Raw genomic sequence first — 16,676 nt, forward strand, 5'->3', positions numbered from 1 at the left:
GTATGAGCTACACCCTCACCGCCACCGTCACCGCGCCCTTCGACGAGGCCGTCTCGGCGGTCCGCGCGGCGCTGTCCGACCAGGGCTTCGGCGTGCTGACCGAGATCGACATGGCCACGACGCTGCGGACCAAGATCGGGGCCGAGATCGAGCCCTACCTGGTGCTCGGCGCCTGCAACCCGCCGCTCGCGCACCGCGCGCTGCAGGCAGACCGCTCCGTCGGAGCGCTGCTGCCGTGCAACGTGGTCGTGCGTGACGCCGGGGACGGGACCACGACGGTCGAGGCGATGGACCCCCACGCGATGATGTCCGTCGCCGACAGCGCCGAGCTGGAGGCCGTCGCCGACGACGCCGCCCAGCGGCTGCGCACCGCGCTCGGGTCGCTGTCCTGATCCGTCCGCCGCCCGGGCGATGAGTCCGGGCGGTGCCGGCGGTCCACCCGGGTGACACCGACTCGAGGAGCGAGGACACCCGTGCACACGATCGTCGCCGTGGAGAACGTCTCGCTGGACGGCGTCATGCAGGCGCCGGCCGGCCCGGACGAGGACCCGCGAGGGGGTTTCACCCGGGGTGGCTGGGCCACCCCGTACCTGCAGGCCGACCCCGAGGCCGCGACGGCGGCCTTCACGGGACGCGCCGCCCACGGCGCCGCGCCGGGCGGGATGCTGTTCGGGCACCGCACCTACGACGACGTCGTCGGGTACTGGTTGACCACCACCGAGCCGAACCCGTTCAGCGAGGTGCTGCGCGAGTCCCCCAAGTACGTCGCGACGCGCGACCCGGACGTCGAGCTCGCCTGGCCGGCGTCGTTCCCGCTGGTCGGCGAGGCCACCCAGACCGTCGCCCGGCTCAGGGAGCAGGGTGACGGCGACCTGGTCGTCCTCGGCTCCGGCGCGCTCGTGCGCGATCTCGCCGCCGCAGGGCTGGTCGACCGGTACGTGCTGACGACCCTGCCCGTCGTGCTGGGTCAGGGCACCCGCCTGTTCGGCGGGACACCCCTGGACCTCGAGGTCCGGTGGTCGACCACGTCCCCGAGCGGGATCGTCACCACCGAGTACGCGGTGCGGCGGCCGTAGCGCCCGCCGCACCGCGCCCCGGCCGCTCACCCCGCGGCGACCGGTGCGCCGCGGCGCTGCCGGGCGAGGTGCTCCGCGACGTACCGCGCGTCCCGGCTCACGCCGGGGATCTGCTCGGACGCCTTGGCGTACTGGAAGTCCTGGCCGACGGAGTACAGCCCCGGCACCTCGGTGACCCCGCGGACCTGACGCACGCGTCCTCGCTCGTCCAGGACCGGCAGGTCGATCCACTCCTCCAGCCCGGTCCGGTACCCGGTGCACCAGACGACCGTGCCGACGTCGAGCACCGTGCCGTCCGCCGCCACGGGCAGGCCGTCACGGGCCGCCTCGATGCGCGGGACCCGGTGCACCCCGGCCCGCCGCAGGTCCCGGGGTCGCTCCCGCACCAGCAGGTCCGCCCGGGACTGCAGCACAGGTTGCGCGCGGCGCCCGACCGGGGTGTCGATCGTCAGCACGTGGCGGAACACGAGCCCCACGACGCGGGTGCCGAGGTTGCGCCCGAACCAGCCGTCCACGCGGAACGGCAGGTGCCCGGTCTCGGTGCCGGCCAACCAGGTCTCGTGGTCCCGGGCGGCCTCGACGGCGATCTCCGCCCCGCTGTTGCCCACGCCGACCACGAGGACCGACCCGTCGGCGAGCTGGGAGGGGTTGCGGTAGTCCGCGGAGTGGAGGGTCCGGATGCCGGGCCGCAGATCGCCCGCGACCGCCGGCACCCGGGGAACCTGGAGCCCACCCATCGCCACGACGACGGCCTCCGCCCGGTGCTCGCCGTCCGAGGCCTCCAGCCGGAACCCCGCACCGTCGGACGCGAGCCGTCGCACCCGGACACCGTGGCGGACGGGCAGGTCGAACTCGTGCTCGTAGCGCTCCAGGTAGTCCGCGAACTCGTCCTTGGTCGGCACCGGGCCGCGGCGCCCGAGGTCCAGGCCGTCCAGGTGGTCGACCCGCGCCGGGGTGAAGAGGCGCAGGGAGTCCCAGCGCCGACGCCAGGAGTCCCCCGCCCGGGCGGCGGCGTCGAGCACCACGTGCTCGACACCCTGTCGCGAGAGGTGGTACGAGGTGGCCAACCCGGCCTGGCCCCCGCCGACCACCACGACGGGTACCTCGTGCTGCTGCGTGCTCATGACTCCTCCTCGGGTCGGACGGAACGCAGGAAGCTCAGCGCCTGGACGGAGCCGGAGACGACCACCACGGCGGCGCTGCCGGAAGCCCCGAGCGCGCACCGGCGCCGGGTGCGCGGCCGCTCCGCGAGATCCCCGGGGGAGACCGGGGCCGCGGACCGGGTCGGCACGGTGTCCATGCCGTCGACGCTACGGAGCCGTGCGCCGCCCCGGTATCAGGAGTTCTCCCCAGGCGAGCAGGCCGTGCTCGGCCGCGAAGAGCGCGACGGCCGCCCGGCTCGACACCCCGATCTTGCGGTACGCGTGCTGCAGGTGCTGGTCCGCCGTCTTCGGGCTGATGCCGAGGGTTCGCGCGACCTGCTTGGTCGCCAGCCCGCGGGCGACGAGCCCCACCACCCTGCTCTCCTGCTCCGTCAGCCCGGCCGGCCGGCGCAGCGGCGGGGGCTCGAGCCCGGCGGCCTCGACGACGGCGGCGACCGCCTCGGCGTCGAGGCGTCCCTCGCGCACGTCACGGCCCAGCGCGTACACCGCCGCGGCGCGGCTCAGCCCTCGGCCGTGCGGCGGTGTCTCGCAGGCCGACCGCATCGCGTCGGCGGCGGCGAGGAGCCGCGCCGGGACCCCGAGCGCCGCGGCCGGCAGCCCCCGGTGGTACCCCGACCCGTCCAGCCGCTCGTGGTGGCAGACGGCGTCCCGGGCCAGGTCGCGCAGGAACGGGGAGGCGGCGCACACCCGCTCGGTGAAGTACGGGTGCAGGCGGACGTGCTCCCGGTCCTCGGCGGACAGCGTCCGGTGGGCGTGCCAGATCCGCGCCGGGACGCTGATCCGCCCGACGTCCTGCAGCAGCGCGGCCCGACGGACGTGCCGGACCTCCGCGGGGTCCAGTCCGGCCAGCTCCGCCGCGTCGCCCGCGAGCGCCGCCACCGCCCGGGACCGGCCGGCCCACGCCGGCCCGACCACGTCGGCCAGCTCGCCGAGCGTCGCCACGGCGTCGTCGACCTGCTCGGCGGGGATCTCCCGCGGGGTGCCCGGTTCGGCGGCGAGCACCTCGTCCCAGGTCGCCCCCTGCTCGTGCGGCTCGCGGAGGATCTCGTGGTGGTGCCGCACGAGCATCCCCGCCACCCACGGGTCGTGCGCACGTCCCGCCCGGTCGGCGATGACGTCGGCCGCGTACCCGCTGCCGCCGACGGACGCCTGGTGCGCGGCGTCCCGGGCGACCAGGACGATCCGCAGCGCGGTCGGGATCTCCTCGCCCCGACCCCGCCCCAGCACCCCGGACCCGTCCCACCGGTCGGTCAGGTGGTGCAGGTCGTCGGCGACGCCGTCGAGACCCAGGTGGCGGGACAGGTGCTGGGCGACCTCGCACAGGGCGAGCTGCTCGCGCGGCTCGTGGGCGACGGCACGCGGCAGCCGGGCGACCGTCTGCCCGACGGCGGCGGGCACCGGCGCACCGGGGTCGGGCAGCGACCGCAGCACCACACCCATCTGCTCGCGCCGGGTGCCCCAGATGACGTCGACGATCGACTCGGTGATGGGCCCCCCGAAGAACTCCGCCTTGACCGTCGCGTCGGCGGCGCAGCCGGCGTACGCCAGGAGGCTGAGGAAGTACGCCTGCCGGCGCACCGCCTCGTCGGCTCCCGCGACGTCGCACAGCCGCATCGTCGCGGCGGTCGCCTCGAGACCGTGCGCCCAGGGGAAACCCATGCCGAGGTCGGTGGCCAGGCAGAGGGCCGCGGCGACCTCGGCGGCGCGCACCGGCCGTGCGGTGGCCGACGCCGTCTCAGCCATGCTTCGACGATAGTCCTCGGCGGGCGGCTCGCCGCCGGTCACCCGTCGTGGGCGCGGAGCCAGCCGACGGCCGCGGGCAGAGCGGCCAGCACGCCGATGTGCCCGTCGTGCGGCCGGAGCCACAGGTCGGCCTGCGGCAGCGCGTCGCGCAGCGACGCCCCGTGCCTGCGCGGGACCACCCGGTCGGCGCCACCCTGGACCACCAGCGTCGGGACGGTGACCTCGGCCGGGTCGACGCCCCAGGGCCGGACGAACGCGACGTCGTCGTCCACCAGACCCTCCGGCCACTGCTCGCCGGCCCGGCCGGCGTCGGCCCCGAGCGCGCCCCAGGGCCCGGACAGCATGGCGACGTCGGCGTCGGTGAAGCTCGCCGGGTCGAACTCGGCCGTCTCCTCGTAGGTCTCGCGCGCCGTGGTGCCGTCGAGCGCGGACCGCAGCCCGCCGTCGTCGGCCATCGCCGCGAACCAGGCCTCGGTCCCGTCGTACGGCGCGATGCCGGCAAGCGTCACCGCCCCGCGGACCAGGTCCGGGCGCAGGGCCGCGAGCGCCAGCGCGTGCGGACCGCCGCCCGAGGCACCGACCACGTGACAGGCGGTGACCCCGAGCTCGTCCAGCAGGTGGCCGACGTCGCCGGCGGCGTCGGCCACGCTGCGTCCGGGACGCCGGGTCGACCCGCCGTACCCCGCACGGGCCACGGAGACCACCCGCATCCCGCCGACCGCGGCCGCCCGGACGACCGGCGCGAGCAGCTCGCCGGACTGCGGCGACCCGTGGTGCCACACCAGGACGGGAGCACCGCCCGGTCCGCCGCTGTCGTGCCCCACGAGCACGCGCCCGTCGGGCAGGTCGATCTCGTGCCGCACCGTCTCGGTCATGCCACGCTCCTCGTCGCCGCCCCCATCGTCGCACCTGGTCCTGTGGCGCGGGCCCCCGCCCGCCCCCGAGGATGGACCCGTGCCCACCGCACCTGACGACGCCGAGATCGAGCTCATCCGACGGTCCGGCGTGGCGTTGCGCGTCGGCCGGCTGTCCCTGTCCGCCGGGACCGGTTCGTACCGGGTCAAGGCCTCCATGGCCCGTGCCGCCCGGGCCCTGGGGATCGAACGGCACCAGGCGCACGTCACCCTGACCGAGATCACCACGACCTCGCACCGCGGCCCGAGCTTCCGCACGGAGGTGACCGAGGTCCGCAGCGTCGGCATCAACGCCGACCGGCTGTGCGCCCTGGAACGGTTCGCGCAGGACGTCGAGCGGGACCAGCCCGTCAGCGTCGAGGACGCCACCGCGCGGCTCGACCGGATCCAGGACAAGCCCCCGCTGTACCCCGCCGCCCTCAACGCCCTGTGGGCGGCGATGGCGTGCGCGGCGTTCGCCTTCCTCAACCACGGCGGCGTCGTCGAGATCGCCGGGGTGTTCCTCGGGGCCGGCCTCGGGCAGGCGCTGCGCCGCGCCCTCATCCACCGGGGATGGAACCAGTTCGGCGTGACGATGCTCGCCGCGGCGCTGGCCACCACCACCTACGTGGGGTTCCTCGCCGCGTTCGGCGCGCTCGGGGGAGCGGCCACCAACCACGAGGCCGGGTACGTCTCCGCCGTGCTGTTCCTGGTGCCCGGGTTCCCGCTGGTCACCGGCGCGCTGGACCTCGCGAAGCTGGACTTCTCCGCGGGCCTGGCCCGGCTGACCTACGCCCTGATGATCCTCACCTCGGCGGCGCTGTCGGTGTGGGGCGTCTCGATGGTGGTCGGCCTGGACCCGGTCCCGGCCGAACCCATGGACCTGGACCCGGCGCTGCTGGTGTCGCTGCGGGCGCTGGCGAGCTTCCTCGGCGTCCTCGGGTTCGCGCTGATGTTCAACAGTCCCTGGTCCATGGCGCTGGCGGCCGCCTCCATCGGGATGGTCGCCAACACCGGGCGGCTGTGGCTCGTCGACGCCGACGTCCCCGTCCAGGCGGCGGCCGCGGCCGCGGCCCTGCTCGTCGGGCTGCTGGCCGCCGTCGTCGCCCCGCGCATGAACGTGCCGCGGGTGACCGTCTCGGTGCCCGCAGTCGTCATCATGGTCCCGGGCGCGTCCGCCTACCGGGCGATCTACCACGTGTCGAACGGCGCGACGTCCGAGGCCCTCACCTACGCGGTGGAGGCGACGCTGGTGGTGGCGGCGCTGGCGATCGGTCTGGCGATCGCGCGGATGCTCACCGACCCCGAGTGGGGGTTCGAGCGATGACGCGGGCCGGTCGAGGCAGCTCAGGCACCGCCGTCCACCGCCTCGTACCGCGCGGTCCGACGCTCGCCGACGACCCGCAGTCTTCCGCCGTCGACGAGCCGCTTCAAGATCGTTCGGGCCTGCGGCGGGGAGGTCTGGCAGAGCTCGGCAGCGCGACCTCGGGTGATCGAACCGAAAGCATCGACGTAGTCGAGGATCATGCGCTCCTGCTGCAGCGGGTCGACCCCCTTCACACGGACGTAGGCGTTCCGGTCCTGCGCCCTGTCGTAGAAGCGGGCCGTGAGGTGGTACCGACGGCTCCGGCCGTCGCCCCTGGCCTCGAGAATGCCCATCTCGACAAGGTGCGTGGCCACCGCACGCGCTCGACCGACGGGCAGCCCCGTCATGCTCGCGATCTCGTGGCTGCCGGCGGACCCTGCTGCCTTGACCTCGTGCACGACCTGCAGCTCCGGGAGGCCGAGCGCTTGCTGGCGCTCGTCTTCCCAGGCCAGAAGAAATCGCACCAGGTCCAGATCGGCAGTGCCGAGCGGAACAGTGACCGTGACGGAGTCGGGGGTGCTCCTCGTGTAGTCGGGGGAGTCCCGGCCTGCCCGCAGCTGCTGCTCGAACATGTCGTTGACACCCTTGCCCCGTCGCTCCACCAGGCCTGCTCGCTTGAACGCGTCCGCGAGCAGTGGGCTCCGCGGTCGGGACTGTTCCAGGATGTTGTCCACGGTGACACCCGGGGGGAATCCTCCCGGGCTCGACACGGCGAACTCGGCATCGGTCAGCTGGACCGTCGTCGGGCCCAGCGCCGAGTAGTCGCGGTGCACCAGTGCGTTCGCGACCGCTTCTCGACGCGTGACCGACGGGATCAGCGGGATATCGACACGGTGCAGGCCGATGACGAACTCGTGGGACGTGTTGCGCTCGTCGAGCAGTCGCGCGAGCTCCTCGGCCACCTGGAGCAGCGGACCGACGAGCCGCCGATTCGTCCGTGAGGTTCCACGGAGATCCTGGAACAACAGCTCGGCGTTCGGAGTCCATCGCTGAACGGCTGCTCGCCGCCCGAAGAGCAGGACCGCCCCCAGGCTCACCGGGGCCTGCAACGGCTCCAGTCCGAGAGCCTTGAGGACGTCGCGGTCAGACAACTGTTCAACATGATCTCCGCTGGTGGCGCAGAGCCGCCGGAACCGCTTGAACTCGTCCGGGTCGAGATCGTCCTCCACCGTCGCCCCGGCCGCGGCGGCGGCCGCGAAGTCCTGTCCCCGTGTCACCATGCCGAGACTCACGATCTCGTGCGCCGACATGGGGAGACACTGCGGTCGCCCGTTGGTGTCGATCGAGCGCCTCGTGAAGACGCCGGACTTCGTGCCCACTGGCCCGGGATCACCCCGCGGCACCTCGATGCGTACCACGTCCTCGCCGTCGATCTGCTCGAGCTCGGCCGTGACCGGAAGCGGGGGGTCGGTGGTGTTCTGGATGTACGCGGCCATGAGTTCCGGGTCCGGACGGGAACCACCTGGTCCCCTGGCACCGACCACCGTGCCGTCGTCGTCCACGCCGATGAGGAGCACACCGCCGTCGCCGTTGGCCAGGCACGCGGCAGCCTTCGTCAACTCGTGGTTGAGGGCCTCGGACTTGAACTCGGTCGTCAGGGTCTCACCCGCCTCGATGAGGCTGCGCGTCTCCACGATCTCAAGCCTATGCATAATTTTGAGGCTCGCGAGCCGTGACTGTCCATCGTCCATAGTTTTGAATGGACTTTGGTGGGCCGGCTGTCGCGCACAGCGGACGTGGGGTCCAGCAGCGCGCGTCCTGACGGCGTTCGACGCGTCCGTCGTCGTCGCTCACCGAGTGGGGGTTCGAGCGGTGAGCACACCTCCCGCCACTTTCAATCTATAGCGCGGAGGGGGTCTTGCGGCAAGACCCCCTGGCAGGCGCAGAATCACAGGCCTCACCGGCCCCCCGGGCCGACCGACCAGAGCTGATGCCCGTGCTGCCTCGCCGACCGTTCCGCCTGTCCGAGCACCTCGCCGCCAAGGACGACCCCGCGCTGATCGCCGCCGACGAGGCGCACTTCGCCGCGATCGCCACCGCGATCGACCGGCAGGTCGTCGACCTGACCACCCGGCTGGACGCCGCCCGCCGGGCACCGGGCCGGTCCGGGCAGGCCGCCTTCGACCGTGACCAGGAGATCCACCGCCTGTCCGCCCGGCTGCGGATGCTGCGGCGCTTCGGCATCGACCTGTGCCTGGGCCGCATGGTGCGGGCCGACGGCGTCGTCACCTACCTCGGCCGGGTCGGGCTGACGGACGCCGCGGGGGAGCGGTTGCTGCTCGACTGGCGCTCACCCGCCGCCGAGCCCTTCTTCGGCGCCACCCACGGAGACCCGAGAGGGCTGGTCAGCCGCCGGCGCTACCGGTGGACCGCAGGGCAGGTCACCGACTACTGGGACGAGGTCTTCACGTCCGACGCGCTCGCGGGGCACGCCGCGCTCGACGACCAGTCCTCGTTCGTCGCGAGCCTGGGAGCCAGCCGTTCGCCCCGCATGCGCGACGTGCTCACGACGATCGCCGCCGACCAGGACGCGATCGTCCGGGCCGGCTCGGCCGGCACCCTCGTGGTCGACGGCGGGCCGGGCACCGGCAAGACCGTCGTCGCCCTGCACCGCGCCGCCTACCTGCTGTACTCCGACCCGCACGTCGGCGAGCACCACGGGGGCGTGCTGTTCGTCGGCCCGCACCGGCCCTACCTCGGCTACGTGGCCGACGTGCTGCCCGGCCTGGGCGAGGAGGGGGTCCGCACGTGCACGCTGGCGGACCTGCTGCCCGAGGGGGACGGCGCCCGGCCGGAGCCCGACCCTGAGGTCGCCCGGCTCAAGGCGGACGCGCGGATGGTGGCCGCCGTCGACCCGGCCGTCGCGCTCTCGGAGGAGCCGCCGACGGAGGGCATGCTCCTCGAGACCGCGTCGGGCGACGTGTGGCTCGACCCGCGCGACTGGGCCGAGGCGTTCGCCGCCCCTGATCCGGGGACACCGCACAACGAGGCGGCCGACGTGGTCCTCGCCGAGCTGCTGACGATCCTGGCCGACAAGCTCGCCGACGCGGCCGGGGAGCCCGCGGAGGAGGGGTTCGGGTCCGACGAGAACCCCGGCTGGGACGCCGTGCCCGGGGTGCACCTCGGTGACGACGAGTTCGACGCCTACGGGATCGCGGGCCCCGAGCCCGGGACCGACCTGCGGGAGGAGCTGGCCGCCGACGACACGCTGCGGCGCGCCGTGGCCCGGGCCTGGCCGCTGCTGGAAGCCACCGACGTCGTCGGGGACCTGTGGACCGTGCCCGCCTACCTGCGCCGGTGCGCGCCGTGGCTCACGCCGGACGAGGTCGCCGCCCTGCAGCGTCCGGACGCCCGCGCGTGGACCGAGGCCGACCTGCCGCTCCTGGACGCGGCGCGGCGCCGGCTCGGGGACCCGGACGACGCCCGACGCCGTCGCCGGGCCACGGCCGCGCGCGCCGCCGAGCGCGCCCGGATCGCCGACGTCGTCGACCACCTGATCGCCACCGACGACTCCGACCTCGGCGTGATGTCCATGCTGCGCGGGCAGGACCTGCAGGCTGCGCTGGTGGGCGACGCGGGCCTCCCGGTCGTCACCCCGGACGCCCTCGCCGGGCCGTTCGCGCACGTCGTCGTCGACGAGGCCCAGGAGCTCACGGACGCGCAGTGGCAGATGCTGCTCGCCCGCTGCCCGTCGCGCAGCCTCACCGTGGTGGGGGACCGGGCCCAGGCCCGGCACGGCTTCGCCGAGTCCTGGACCGAGCGGCTGGCGCGGGTCGGGCTGGACCGCGTCGAGCAGGCGTCGCTGACGATCAACTACCGCACGCCCGAGGAGGTCATGGCGGCGGCCGCCCCGGTGATCCGCGCGGCCGTCCCCGACGCCAACGTCCCGACGTCGGTGCGCCCCGGCGGGACTCCGGTCCGGTACGCCACGACGGCGGAGCTCACGGACGTGCTGGACACCTGGCTGGCGCAGCACCCCGAGGGCACCGCGTGCGTGATCGGTGCCGGTCCGCCGGCCGCCGCCGTCGAGGACCGCGACCGGGTGCGGTCCCTGACCCCCGCGACCGCCAAGGGCCTCGAGTTCGACCTCGTGGTGCTCGTGGAGCCGGAGGGGTTCGGCGACGGGATCGAAGGGGCCGTGGACCGGTACGTCAGCATGACCCGGGCGACCCGCGAGCTGGTGGTGCTGGGTCGGCCGTGAGCGGCCGGGAGTGTACCCACGCGCACCTGAACAGGACCTGATCACCACCTGCTCCCGTTCCCAGACTCGTGTGTTTACGCTCGATGCTCCGCACCCCCTTGTCTGGAGTCACCCATGTCGATCAAGCGTCCCCTCGCCGCCGTCACCCTGGCGGCGGTCGTCGCCCTCGCCGGCTGCAGCGCCGGGTCCGACGGCGACGACACCTCGTCCGCCCCGGCCTCCCCCAGCGCCGAGGCCGCGCCGGACGCCGGCGCCGCGCCCGAGGCCGACCTCGAGGACGTGCCCGACGTCGTCGCCGAGGTCAACGGGGAGGAGATCGGCCGCGAGGAGTTCGTCACGAGCTTCGAGGGACAGCTGCAGCAGGCGGCCCTGTCCCAGCAGCAGAGCGGTGCCGGTGAGGTCGACCAGGACGCGCTGAAGAAGCAGGTCGTCGAGCAGCTGGTGAACAACCGGCTCCTGACCCAGGCGGCGGCGGACGCCGGGATCGAGCCCACCGCGAAGGACGTCCGGTCCACGCTCGAGGACGTCGCCGCGCAGAACGGGCTCGAGTCCGCCGACGCGGTCATCAGCGCGTTGAAGGAGCAGGGCCTGACGGAGGAGCAGGTGCGCGCGGACGCCGCGACCCAGTTCCAGGTCTCGACCTACATCGAGCAGGAGGCCGACGTGCAGGAGCCGTCCGAGAAGGAGCTGCGCGCGCAGTACGACGAGCTCGTCGCGCAGATGGAGTCCCAGGGCGGCGACGGCGCGTCGGCACCGGAGGTTCCCCCGTTCGAGGACGTGCGCGACCAGCTCGCCCAGCAGGCCACCAGCCAGCAGCAGAGCGCGGCGATCGACACGATCGTCACCGACCTGCGCGAGGACGCGGACGTCACGATCAACCTGTGAGCTCCGCCGGGCGGAACGCCCGGCCGGGACGTCCGGCCGCCGTCGGCCGCCGCCTCAGCCCCGGAGGAACTCCCGGACCACGGCCGCGAAGGTCTCCGGGTCGGTCTGGTCCGCGACGTGCTGCTGGCCCTCGAGCGTCACGACCCGGCAGTCCGGGACCGACCCGGCCACGGTGCGGATCGCGTCCTGCAGGAACTCCGGGCTGTCCCCGCCGCGGATGAGCAGGGTCGGGGCCGTGACGCCGGCCGCCTCGGCGGGGTCCAGCAGCAGCGGGACGCTCTCCTCGCGGGGCAGGGTCGGCGCGGTGGCCACGCGGGCCGGCCAGCTCGGCTGCTCCCGGAGCATCGCGAGCTCCGCCTCGGGCATGTGCAGGACGTCGCGCATCATGATCTCGACGGCCTCCTCGTACCGTCCGGCGTCGACCGCCGCCTGCACGCGGGCGACCAGCTCGGGCGGCTGAGGGTGCTGGACGACGGCCGGTTCGTAGAGCACCAGCCGCCGCACGTGCGGGGTGCGCCCCGCGGCCCGGACGCAGAGGTAGCCGCCGAACGAGTGGCCCAGCACGTCGGTCGGCCGCCCCGCGTCCGCGGCCACCGCCTCGATGACGGCGACGACGTCCTCGACCTCCCGCTCCGGCGTCCAGTCGAGAGCGTCCGTGCTGCCGCCCCGACCGCGCCGGTCCATCGCGTGCACCGTCCGGTCCTGCGCGAGCAGGTCGACGATGCGCCAGCGCCGGTGGTCGGACATCGACCCGTGCACGAGCAGCAGCGGGGGACCGGTGCCCGTGCTCCACACCGCCAGACGGGTGCCGTCCGTCGACGTGACGTGCCAGGGACCTGAGGACTGGTGCTGGACCATCGCGACCTCCCGGGGACGCCCTTCCAGGATCCCACCGGGTGTGCCGCCCGGCCATGTCACATCCCGGCCTCCGCCGGTGTCGTATGGGCGACACGAGAGGACGTGAGGGACATGCAGCACATCGTCGTGGTGGGCGCCGGGTACGCCGGGGTCGCCGCCGCCAACCACCTGTCCGCCGAGGCGCCGACGCCGGTCCGGGTGACCGTCGTCAACCCGCGGGACGAGTTCGTCGAGAGGATCCGGCTGCACCAGCTCGTGGCGGGCACCGGGTCGGCCGTGCGCCCGCTGCGGCCGCTGCTCCGCCCCGGGGTCGACCTGCGGCTCGACACGGTCACGCGGATCGGTGCGGACGGGGTGGCGCTCGCCGGCGGGGGAGACCTGGCCGCCGACCGGATCGTCTACGCGGTGGGCAGCGGTACCGGCCCCGCGATGCCGGGGGCGCTGCCCGTGCGGCACCTGGACGGGGCCGTCGCGCTGCGCCACCGGGTCGACGGGGCAGCTGCCGGGACGCCGCTCACCGTCGTCGGCGGCGGACTGACCGGCATCGAGGCCGCGTCCGAGCTCGCCGAGGCCCACCCGCACCTGCGGGTGCGGCTCGTCGCGGGGACCCTCGCCGCCGGGCTGTCCCGGGCCGCCCAGGACGCAGTGCGCCGCGGCCTCGAGGCGCTCGGTGTCGAGGTGCGCGAGGGTGAGCACGTGGACGCACCCCGCGACGGCATCACGGTGGACGCGACGTCGTTCACCGTGCCGGACCTCGCCCGGGACAGCGGCCTCGCGGTGGACGACGCCGGACGCCTGCGGGTCGACGGCGCCCTGCGCGGCGTCGACGTGCCGACGGTCGTGGCCGCCGGGGACGCAGCGTCGACCCCGCTGCGGATGAGCTGCCAGACGGCGATCCCGCTGGGGATCGCGGCTGCCGGCACGGTCCTCGCGGAGCTGCGGGGCGAGCAGCCGCGGCCGGTCTCGGTCGGCCTCACGATGACCTGCGTGAGCCTGGGTCGCCGGCGCGGCGTCGTGCAGCCGACGGACCGTCTGGACGTACCGCGGGGCCCGGTGCTGCGCGGGCGGGCCGCCGCCCTGGTCAAGGAGCAGGTCTGCCGCGCCACCGTGCGGTTCGTCCGGCATCCTGCCCGGGCCGTGACCCGTGCCGGGGACGGTCCGCTGCTGCCCGCGACGGTGCCGGCATGAGCACCGACCCGTTCGTCGAGCACCGCCCGCTGCTGTTCACCATCGCCTACGAGCTGCTGGGCAGCGCCGCCGACGCCGAGGACGTGCTGCAGGAGACGTGGCTGCGCTGGTCCGCCGCCGTCGCGGCCGCCGAGGAGCCGGGGCGGGAGATCCGCGACCCTCGCGCCTACCTGGTCGCCACCGTGACCCGGCAGGGGCTGAATCACCTGCGCACGCTCCGCCGGCGACGCGAGGACTACGTCGGGCCGTGGCTGCCCGAGCCGGTCCGCACCGCTGCCGACCCGGCCGCCGATGCCGAGCTGACCGAGTCGGTGAGCATGGCGATGCTGCTCGTGCTGGAGACGCTGAGCCCGATCGAACGTGCCGTGTTCGTGCTGGGCGAGGTCTTCGGCTTCTCGGGGGCGGAGATCGCCGCCGCGACCGGTCGCACGCCGGCCGCGGTGCGGCAGACGGCGCACCGTGCGCGCGAGCACGTGCGCGCACGGCGCCCCCGGTTCGAGGCCTCACCGGAGCAACGTGCCCAGGTGGCGCGCCGCTTCGTCGTGGCGGCGCAGGCGGGCGACCTCGCGGGGCTGATGGACGTGCTCGCCCCGGACGTGGTCTCGCTGTCCGACGGCGGCGGGCTCGCCTCGGCCGCACGGCACCCGATCCGCGGGGCGGAGAAGGTGGCCGCGTTCGTCTCCGGGCTGGTGCGGACCGCTGGCAACGGCACCCGGTGGGAGGAGGCGACGTACAACGGGCTGCCCGCCGTCGTGGTCCGACGGGACGGCGCGGTCGAGGTGGTCGCCCTGGTCGAGACCTCCGGCGACGCGGTCACGGCGCTGTACTTCGTGCGCAACCCCGAGAAGCTCGGCGGCGTCGACGAGGTGCGGCCGCTGGTGCGATGACCCGAGGACCAGCGGCGACGTGCGCGGTCACCGTCCCGACGGGTCTCCCGGTGGCCACGGTCCTTCCCGTCGGGCATGCGTCACCGCGCCGGCGGCAGCATGCTGACAGGAGCCGGCATCGGACGGCCCTGTGGCACCGTCGCGCCCCGCGCGAGCTGAACGAAAGGACACCGCACATGACTGTCACCGACGAGGGCCCCCGTCCTCAGGCCTTCGACATCGAGGCTGCCACCCGGCACAACGACGCCTACCGAGCGGTCGTCTGGACGGGGGTGCATCTCCAGGTCACGCTGATGTCGATCCCGGTCGGAGAATCCGTCGGGCTCGAGGTCCACCCGGACACCGACCAGTTCCTCCGGCTGGACGCCGGCCGGGGTCGGTGCGTCATGGGTCCGGCGCGCGACGACCTGGACTTCGTGCAGGACGTCGCCGACGGCTGGGCGATCCAGGTGCCGGCCGGCACCTGGCACGACGTGATCAACACCGGGGACGAGCCGATGCGGCTGTACGCCGTGTACGCCCCCACCCATCACGCGGCAGGAATCGTGCAGGAGACCGCTGACGAGGCCGAGCGCGACGAGTCGAGCGGGCGCGACGAACCGCCGTCGTGGACCGAGCAGCCGGAGGAGGGCGAACCCGACCGGCACGCTTGAGTCGCGCCGATCGCCGGGCCCCCGGGAACGACGAAGGCCCCGGTTCGAGGAACCGGGGCCTTCGTGCCACGCACCGTGGGGAGGTGGGAAAGCCGGTGGGGGTGACGGCGAGCTGGGGTCAGCCCGCGGATCGGACGGGCTGGCCGGCCCCCACGGAGGCCGCCGACGCCAGCAGCGCCTCGCGGGAGGGGATGTACTCGAAGCCGAACTGGCGCGGCGCGTCCGAGCCGTCCACGTCGGCGTTGAGCCCCAGGCCCGAGGAGGCGGTCTTCATCGTCGGCATGACGACCGACATCGCCCGGATCAGCCAGTTCGGCGCGACCCGGTTCGTGATGCCGGCGTCCGGGTAGGCCGAGCGGAGCACGCCGGCCATCTCGGGGATGGACATCGGCCCCGCGTTCGCCGGGAACCGCTGCCCGACGGCGCCCTCGTCCGACATCGCCCGCACGTGGATCCGCGCGACGTCGCGGACGTCGACGACGGGCATGTTCATCTGCGGCAGCATCGGCAGCTGCCCGGTCACGAGCTGCTCGACGGTGCCGAGCGAGGACCCGTAGTGCTCGTCCATCGCCGGGCCGAACACCATGCCGGGGTTGACGACGGTCAGCCGCATCTCGGGGTGCTCGGCGACGAACCGCCACGCCGCCTGCTCGGCCAGCGTCTTGGACGCCTCGTACGGGGTAGTCCTGGGGCCGTCGGTCTCGGTCCAGTCCTCGCGGGTCTTCCGGCGGGACCACTCGTGGTCGGCGGGCTTGTAGATCGCACCGCAGGTCGAGGTGAGCACGACGCGGTGCACCCCCGCGGCCCGGGCGGCGCGCAGGGCGCGCATGGTCCCGTCCACGGCGGGACGGATGAGGTCCTGCGGGTCCTTGGGCGGGTCGGTCGGGAAGGGGGACGCCGTGTGCATGAGCATGTCGACACCGACGAGGGCGTCGTCCCAGCCCTCGTCGGAGGTCAGGTCGAGCGAGACGAACTCGAGGTCGGCGTCCGGGAAGAGCGCCTCGACCTGGGCGCGCCGCCGGTCGGACCGGACGGTGGCCCGGACGGTGTGCCCGTCGGCGAGCAGCTCGCGCAGGATGTGCTTGGCGATGAATCCGGAGGCTCCGGTGACCAGGACGGTGGACATGATGCTCCTTCGGGGGTGGTTCCGGGCGAGGTGCCGCTAGCGGGCGGCGTTCCGTGCGGTGATCGAGGCCCACGCCATCTCGAACGCGACGGCGCGCTCGGCCTCGGCGAGGTCGCGGGAGACCGCGAGGTCGATCTGGGTCTCGACGACCTCGGCGAGGTACGGCAGCGGCATGTCGACGAGCTGCCCGTCGGCCGCCGCCTCGGCCAGCACGTCGGGCACGGCGGCGAAGTAGGTCTGGGCCTCCTCGACGGCGGCCCGCCGGATCAGACCTGCGCCCTTGAGCAGCAGGACCACCCGGTGGCGCGCCGGGTGCGCGGTGCCCCAGGCGACCCACCGGTCCCAGATCGTGCGGGACCGGTCCTTCGTCGAGCCGGTGGCGTCGACGTCGCCGATCGCCGTCGCGAGGTCGCGCTTGAGGTGCAGGTACAGCTCGTCGAGCAGGTCCTGCTTGGTGCGGAAGTAGTGGAAGAGCGTCCCGTTGGACACCCCCGCGGCCGCCGCGACCTTGGCCGTGGACACGCCGATCCCGTCCGCGTCGATCAGGGTCACCGCGGCGTCGAGGATGTCGGCCGGCACGAACTTCATGAGCCTAGAGTAGACACTCTAGAGTGATCGGTCAACGGCGTGGCGGGCC

16 protein-coding genes are annotated in these 16,676 nt (G+C 74.2%); 8 read left to right on the top strand and 8 right to left on the bottom strand.

The features are described from left to right. The first annotated feature begins 2 nt into the window (after nucleotides 1-2). Both Q6350_RS04135 and Q6350_RS04140 read left to right on the top strand, forming a co-directional pair. Nucleotides 3-392, top strand: a complete 390-nt coding sequence (locus Q6350_RS04135; RefSeq protein WP_304602953.1) for a DUF302 domain-containing protein — start codon at nucleotides 3-5, stop codon at nucleotides 390-392. An 81-nt stretch (nucleotides 393-473) separates the two neighbouring features. After that, nucleotides 474-1,076: a dihydrofolate reductase family protein gene (locus Q6350_RS04140; protein ID WP_305065395.1), complete on the top strand. Its 603-nt coding sequence runs from the start codon at nucleotides 474-476 to the stop codon at nucleotides 1,074-1,076. A 26-nt stretch (nucleotides 1,077-1,102) separates the two neighbouring features. Here the strand turns inward: Q6350_RS04140 and Q6350_RS04145 are convergent, their stop codons facing one another. From Q6350_RS04145 to Q6350_RS04160, 4 genes are read right to left on the bottom strand one after another with little or no spacing between them, the layout of a single operon-like run. Continuing rightward, nucleotides 1,103-2,200, bottom strand: a complete 1,098-nt coding sequence (locus Q6350_RS04145) for an NAD(P)/FAD-dependent oxidoreductase (RefSeq protein ID WP_304602955.1) — start codon at nucleotides 2,198-2,200, stop codon at nucleotides 1,103-1,105. Next, nucleotides 2,197-2,376 (bottom strand): hypothetical protein, encoded by a 180-nt coding sequence (locus Q6350_RS04150; protein WP_305065398.1) that lies wholly within the window; start codon nucleotides 2,374-2,376, stop codon nucleotides 2,197-2,199. Before Q6350_RS04150 ends, Q6350_RS04145 begins: the two co-directional genes overlap by 4 nt. Before the next feature lie 10 nt (nucleotides 2,377-2,386). After that, nucleotides 2,387-3,982, bottom strand: a complete 1,596-nt coding sequence (locus Q6350_RS04155) for an HD domain-containing phosphohydrolase (RefSeq protein WP_305065400.1) — start codon at nucleotides 3,980-3,982, stop codon at nucleotides 2,387-2,389. Nucleotides 3,983-4,020: 38 nt separating this feature from the next. After that, entirely contained in the window at nucleotides 4,021-4,857 is an 837-nt protein-coding gene (locus tag Q6350_RS04160; RefSeq protein WP_304606450.1) for an alpha/beta fold hydrolase, read from the bottom strand. A gap of 79 nt (nucleotides 4,858-4,936) precedes the next feature. On the opposite strand from Q6350_RS04160, the gene Q6350_RS04165 reads away from it, so the two are divergent. Continuing rightward, a complete protein-coding gene (locus Q6350_RS04165; protein ID WP_304606449.1) occupies nucleotides 4,937-6,202 on the top strand; it encodes a threonine/serine exporter ThrE family protein in 1,266 nt (421 codons plus the stop codon). Between the two features lie 20 nt (nucleotides 6,203-6,222). On the opposite strand, the gene Q6350_RS04170 is transcribed toward Q6350_RS04165, so the two are convergent. Next, the gene (locus tag Q6350_RS04170; protein WP_305065403.1) at nucleotides 6,223-7,875 is read right to left on the bottom strand and encodes an RNA-binding domain-containing protein; all 1,653 of its coding nucleotides are present in this window, start codon (nucleotides 7,873-7,875) and stop codon (nucleotides 6,223-6,225) included. A gap of 296 nt (nucleotides 7,876-8,171) precedes the next feature. On the opposite strand from Q6350_RS04170, the gene helR reads away from it, so the two are divergent. Then, nucleotides 8,172-10,442, top strand: a complete 2,271-nt coding sequence (gene helR, locus Q6350_RS04175; RefSeq protein WP_305065405.1) for an RNA polymerase recycling motor ATPase HelR — start codon at nucleotides 8,172-8,174, stop codon at nucleotides 10,440-10,442. A 114-nt stretch (nucleotides 10,443-10,556) separates the two neighbouring features. Further along, on the top strand, nucleotides 10,557-11,327 hold the full coding sequence (locus Q6350_RS04180) for a SurA N-terminal domain-containing protein (protein WP_304602960.1): 771 nt from the start codon (nucleotides 10,557-10,559) through the stop codon (nucleotides 11,325-11,327). A 54-nt stretch (nucleotides 11,328-11,381) separates the two neighbouring features. Here Q6350_RS04180 and Q6350_RS04185 read toward each other — a convergent pair whose 3' ends face one another. Next, on the bottom strand, nucleotides 11,382-12,185 hold the full coding sequence (locus Q6350_RS04185) for an alpha/beta fold hydrolase (protein WP_304602961.1): 804 nt from the start codon (nucleotides 12,183-12,185) through the stop codon (nucleotides 11,382-11,384). 111 nt (nucleotides 12,186-12,296) lie between these two features. Here Q6350_RS04185 and Q6350_RS04190 point away from each other — a divergent pair, with 111 nt between their 5' ends. The 3 genes from Q6350_RS04190 (at nucleotide 12,297) to Q6350_RS04200 (ending at nucleotide 14,913) form a co-directional block, all read left to right on the top strand. Continuing rightward, on the top strand, nucleotides 12,297-13,373 hold the full coding sequence (locus Q6350_RS04190) for an NAD(P)/FAD-dependent oxidoreductase (RefSeq protein ID WP_305065743.1): 1,077 nt from the start codon (nucleotides 12,297-12,299) through the stop codon (nucleotides 13,371-13,373). After that, nucleotides 13,370-14,260 carry an RNA polymerase sigma-70 factor gene (locus tag Q6350_RS04195; RefSeq protein WP_305065408.1) on the top strand — a complete coding sequence of 297 codons (891 nt, stop codon included), beginning with the start codon at nucleotides 13,370-13,372 and terminating at the stop codon, nucleotides 14,258-14,260. The genes Q6350_RS04190 and Q6350_RS04195 overlap by 4 nt, the downstream gene beginning before the upstream one ends. A 176-nt stretch (nucleotides 14,261-14,436) precedes the next feature. After that, entirely contained in the window at nucleotides 14,437-14,913 is a 477-nt protein-coding gene (locus tag Q6350_RS04200) for a cupin domain-containing protein (protein ID WP_171246701.1), read from the top strand. Nucleotides 14,914-15,031: 118 nt separating this feature from the next. Here Q6350_RS04200 and Q6350_RS04205 read toward each other — a convergent pair whose 3' ends face one another. Then, nucleotides 15,032-16,039: an NAD-dependent epimerase/dehydratase family protein gene (locus tag Q6350_RS04205; protein WP_305065410.1), complete on the bottom strand. Its 1,008-nt coding sequence runs from the start codon at nucleotides 16,037-16,039 to the stop codon at nucleotides 15,032-15,034. Nucleotides 16,040-16,075: 36 nt separating this feature from the next. Further along, on the bottom strand, nucleotides 16,076-16,627 hold the full coding sequence (locus Q6350_RS04210; protein ID WP_304602964.1) for a TetR/AcrR family transcriptional regulator: 552 nt from the start codon (nucleotides 16,625-16,627) through the stop codon (nucleotides 16,076-16,078). Between the last annotated feature and the right edge of the window lie 49 nt (nucleotides 16,628-16,676).

Origin of the sequence: Isoptericola sp. b515, assembly GCF_030588125.1 — a bacterium.
GTDB classification, from domain to species: domain Bacteria; phylum Actinomycetota; class Actinomycetes; order Actinomycetales; family Cellulomonadaceae; genus Isoptericola; species Isoptericola sediminis.

Excerpts from the sequence above, each read along its gene's own strand:
- Q6350_RS04200 (WP_171246701.1), top strand. The coding sequence starts at position 14,437 with ATGACTGTCACCGACGAGGGCCCCCGTCCTCAGGCCTTCGACATCGAG.
- Q6350_RS04195 (WP_305065408.1), top strand. The coding sequence starts at position 13,370 with ATGAGCACCGACCCGTTCGTCGAGCACCGCCCGCTGCTGTTCACCATC.
- Q6350_RS04205 (WP_305065410.1), bottom strand. The coding sequence starts at position 16,039 with ATGTCCACCGTCCTGGTCACCGGAGCCTCCGGATTCATCGCCAAGCAC.
- Q6350_RS04155 (WP_305065400.1), bottom strand. The coding sequence starts at position 3,982 with ATGGCTGAGACGGCGTCGGCCACCGCACGGCCGGTGCGCGCCGCCGAG.
- Q6350_RS04160 (WP_304606450.1), bottom strand. The coding sequence starts at position 4,857 with ATGACCGAGACGGTGCGGCACGAGATCGACCTGCCCGACGGGCGCGTG.
- helR (WP_305065405.1), top strand. The coding sequence starts at position 8,172 with ATGCCCGTGCTGCCTCGCCGACCGTTCCGCCTGTCCGAGCACCTCGCC.
- Q6350_RS04145 (WP_304602955.1), bottom strand. The coding sequence starts at position 2,200 with ATGAGCACGCAGCAGCACGAGGTACCCGTCGTGGTGGTCGGCGGGGGC.
- Q6350_RS04210 (WP_304602964.1), bottom strand. The coding sequence starts at position 16,627 with ATGAAGTTCGTGCCGGCCGACATCCTCGACGCCGCGGTGACCCTGATC.
- Q6350_RS04190 (WP_305065743.1), top strand. The coding sequence starts at position 12,297 with ATGCAGCACATCGTCGTGGTGGGCGCCGGGTACGCCGGGGTCGCCGCC.
- Q6350_RS04135 (WP_304602953.1), top strand. The coding sequence starts at position 3 with ATGAGCTACACCCTCACCGCCACCGTCACCGCGCCCTTCGACGAGGCC.
- Q6350_RS04180 (WP_304602960.1), top strand. The coding sequence starts at position 10,557 with ATGTCGATCAAGCGTCCCCTCGCCGCCGTCACCCTGGCGGCGGTCGTC.
- Q6350_RS04150 (WP_305065398.1), bottom strand. The coding sequence starts at position 2,376 with ATGGACACCGTGCCGACCCGGTCCGCGGCCCCGGTCTCCCCCGGGGAT.
- Q6350_RS04185 (WP_304602961.1), bottom strand. The coding sequence starts at position 12,185 with ATGGTCCAGCACCAGTCCTCAGGTCCCTGGCACGTCACGTCGACGGAC.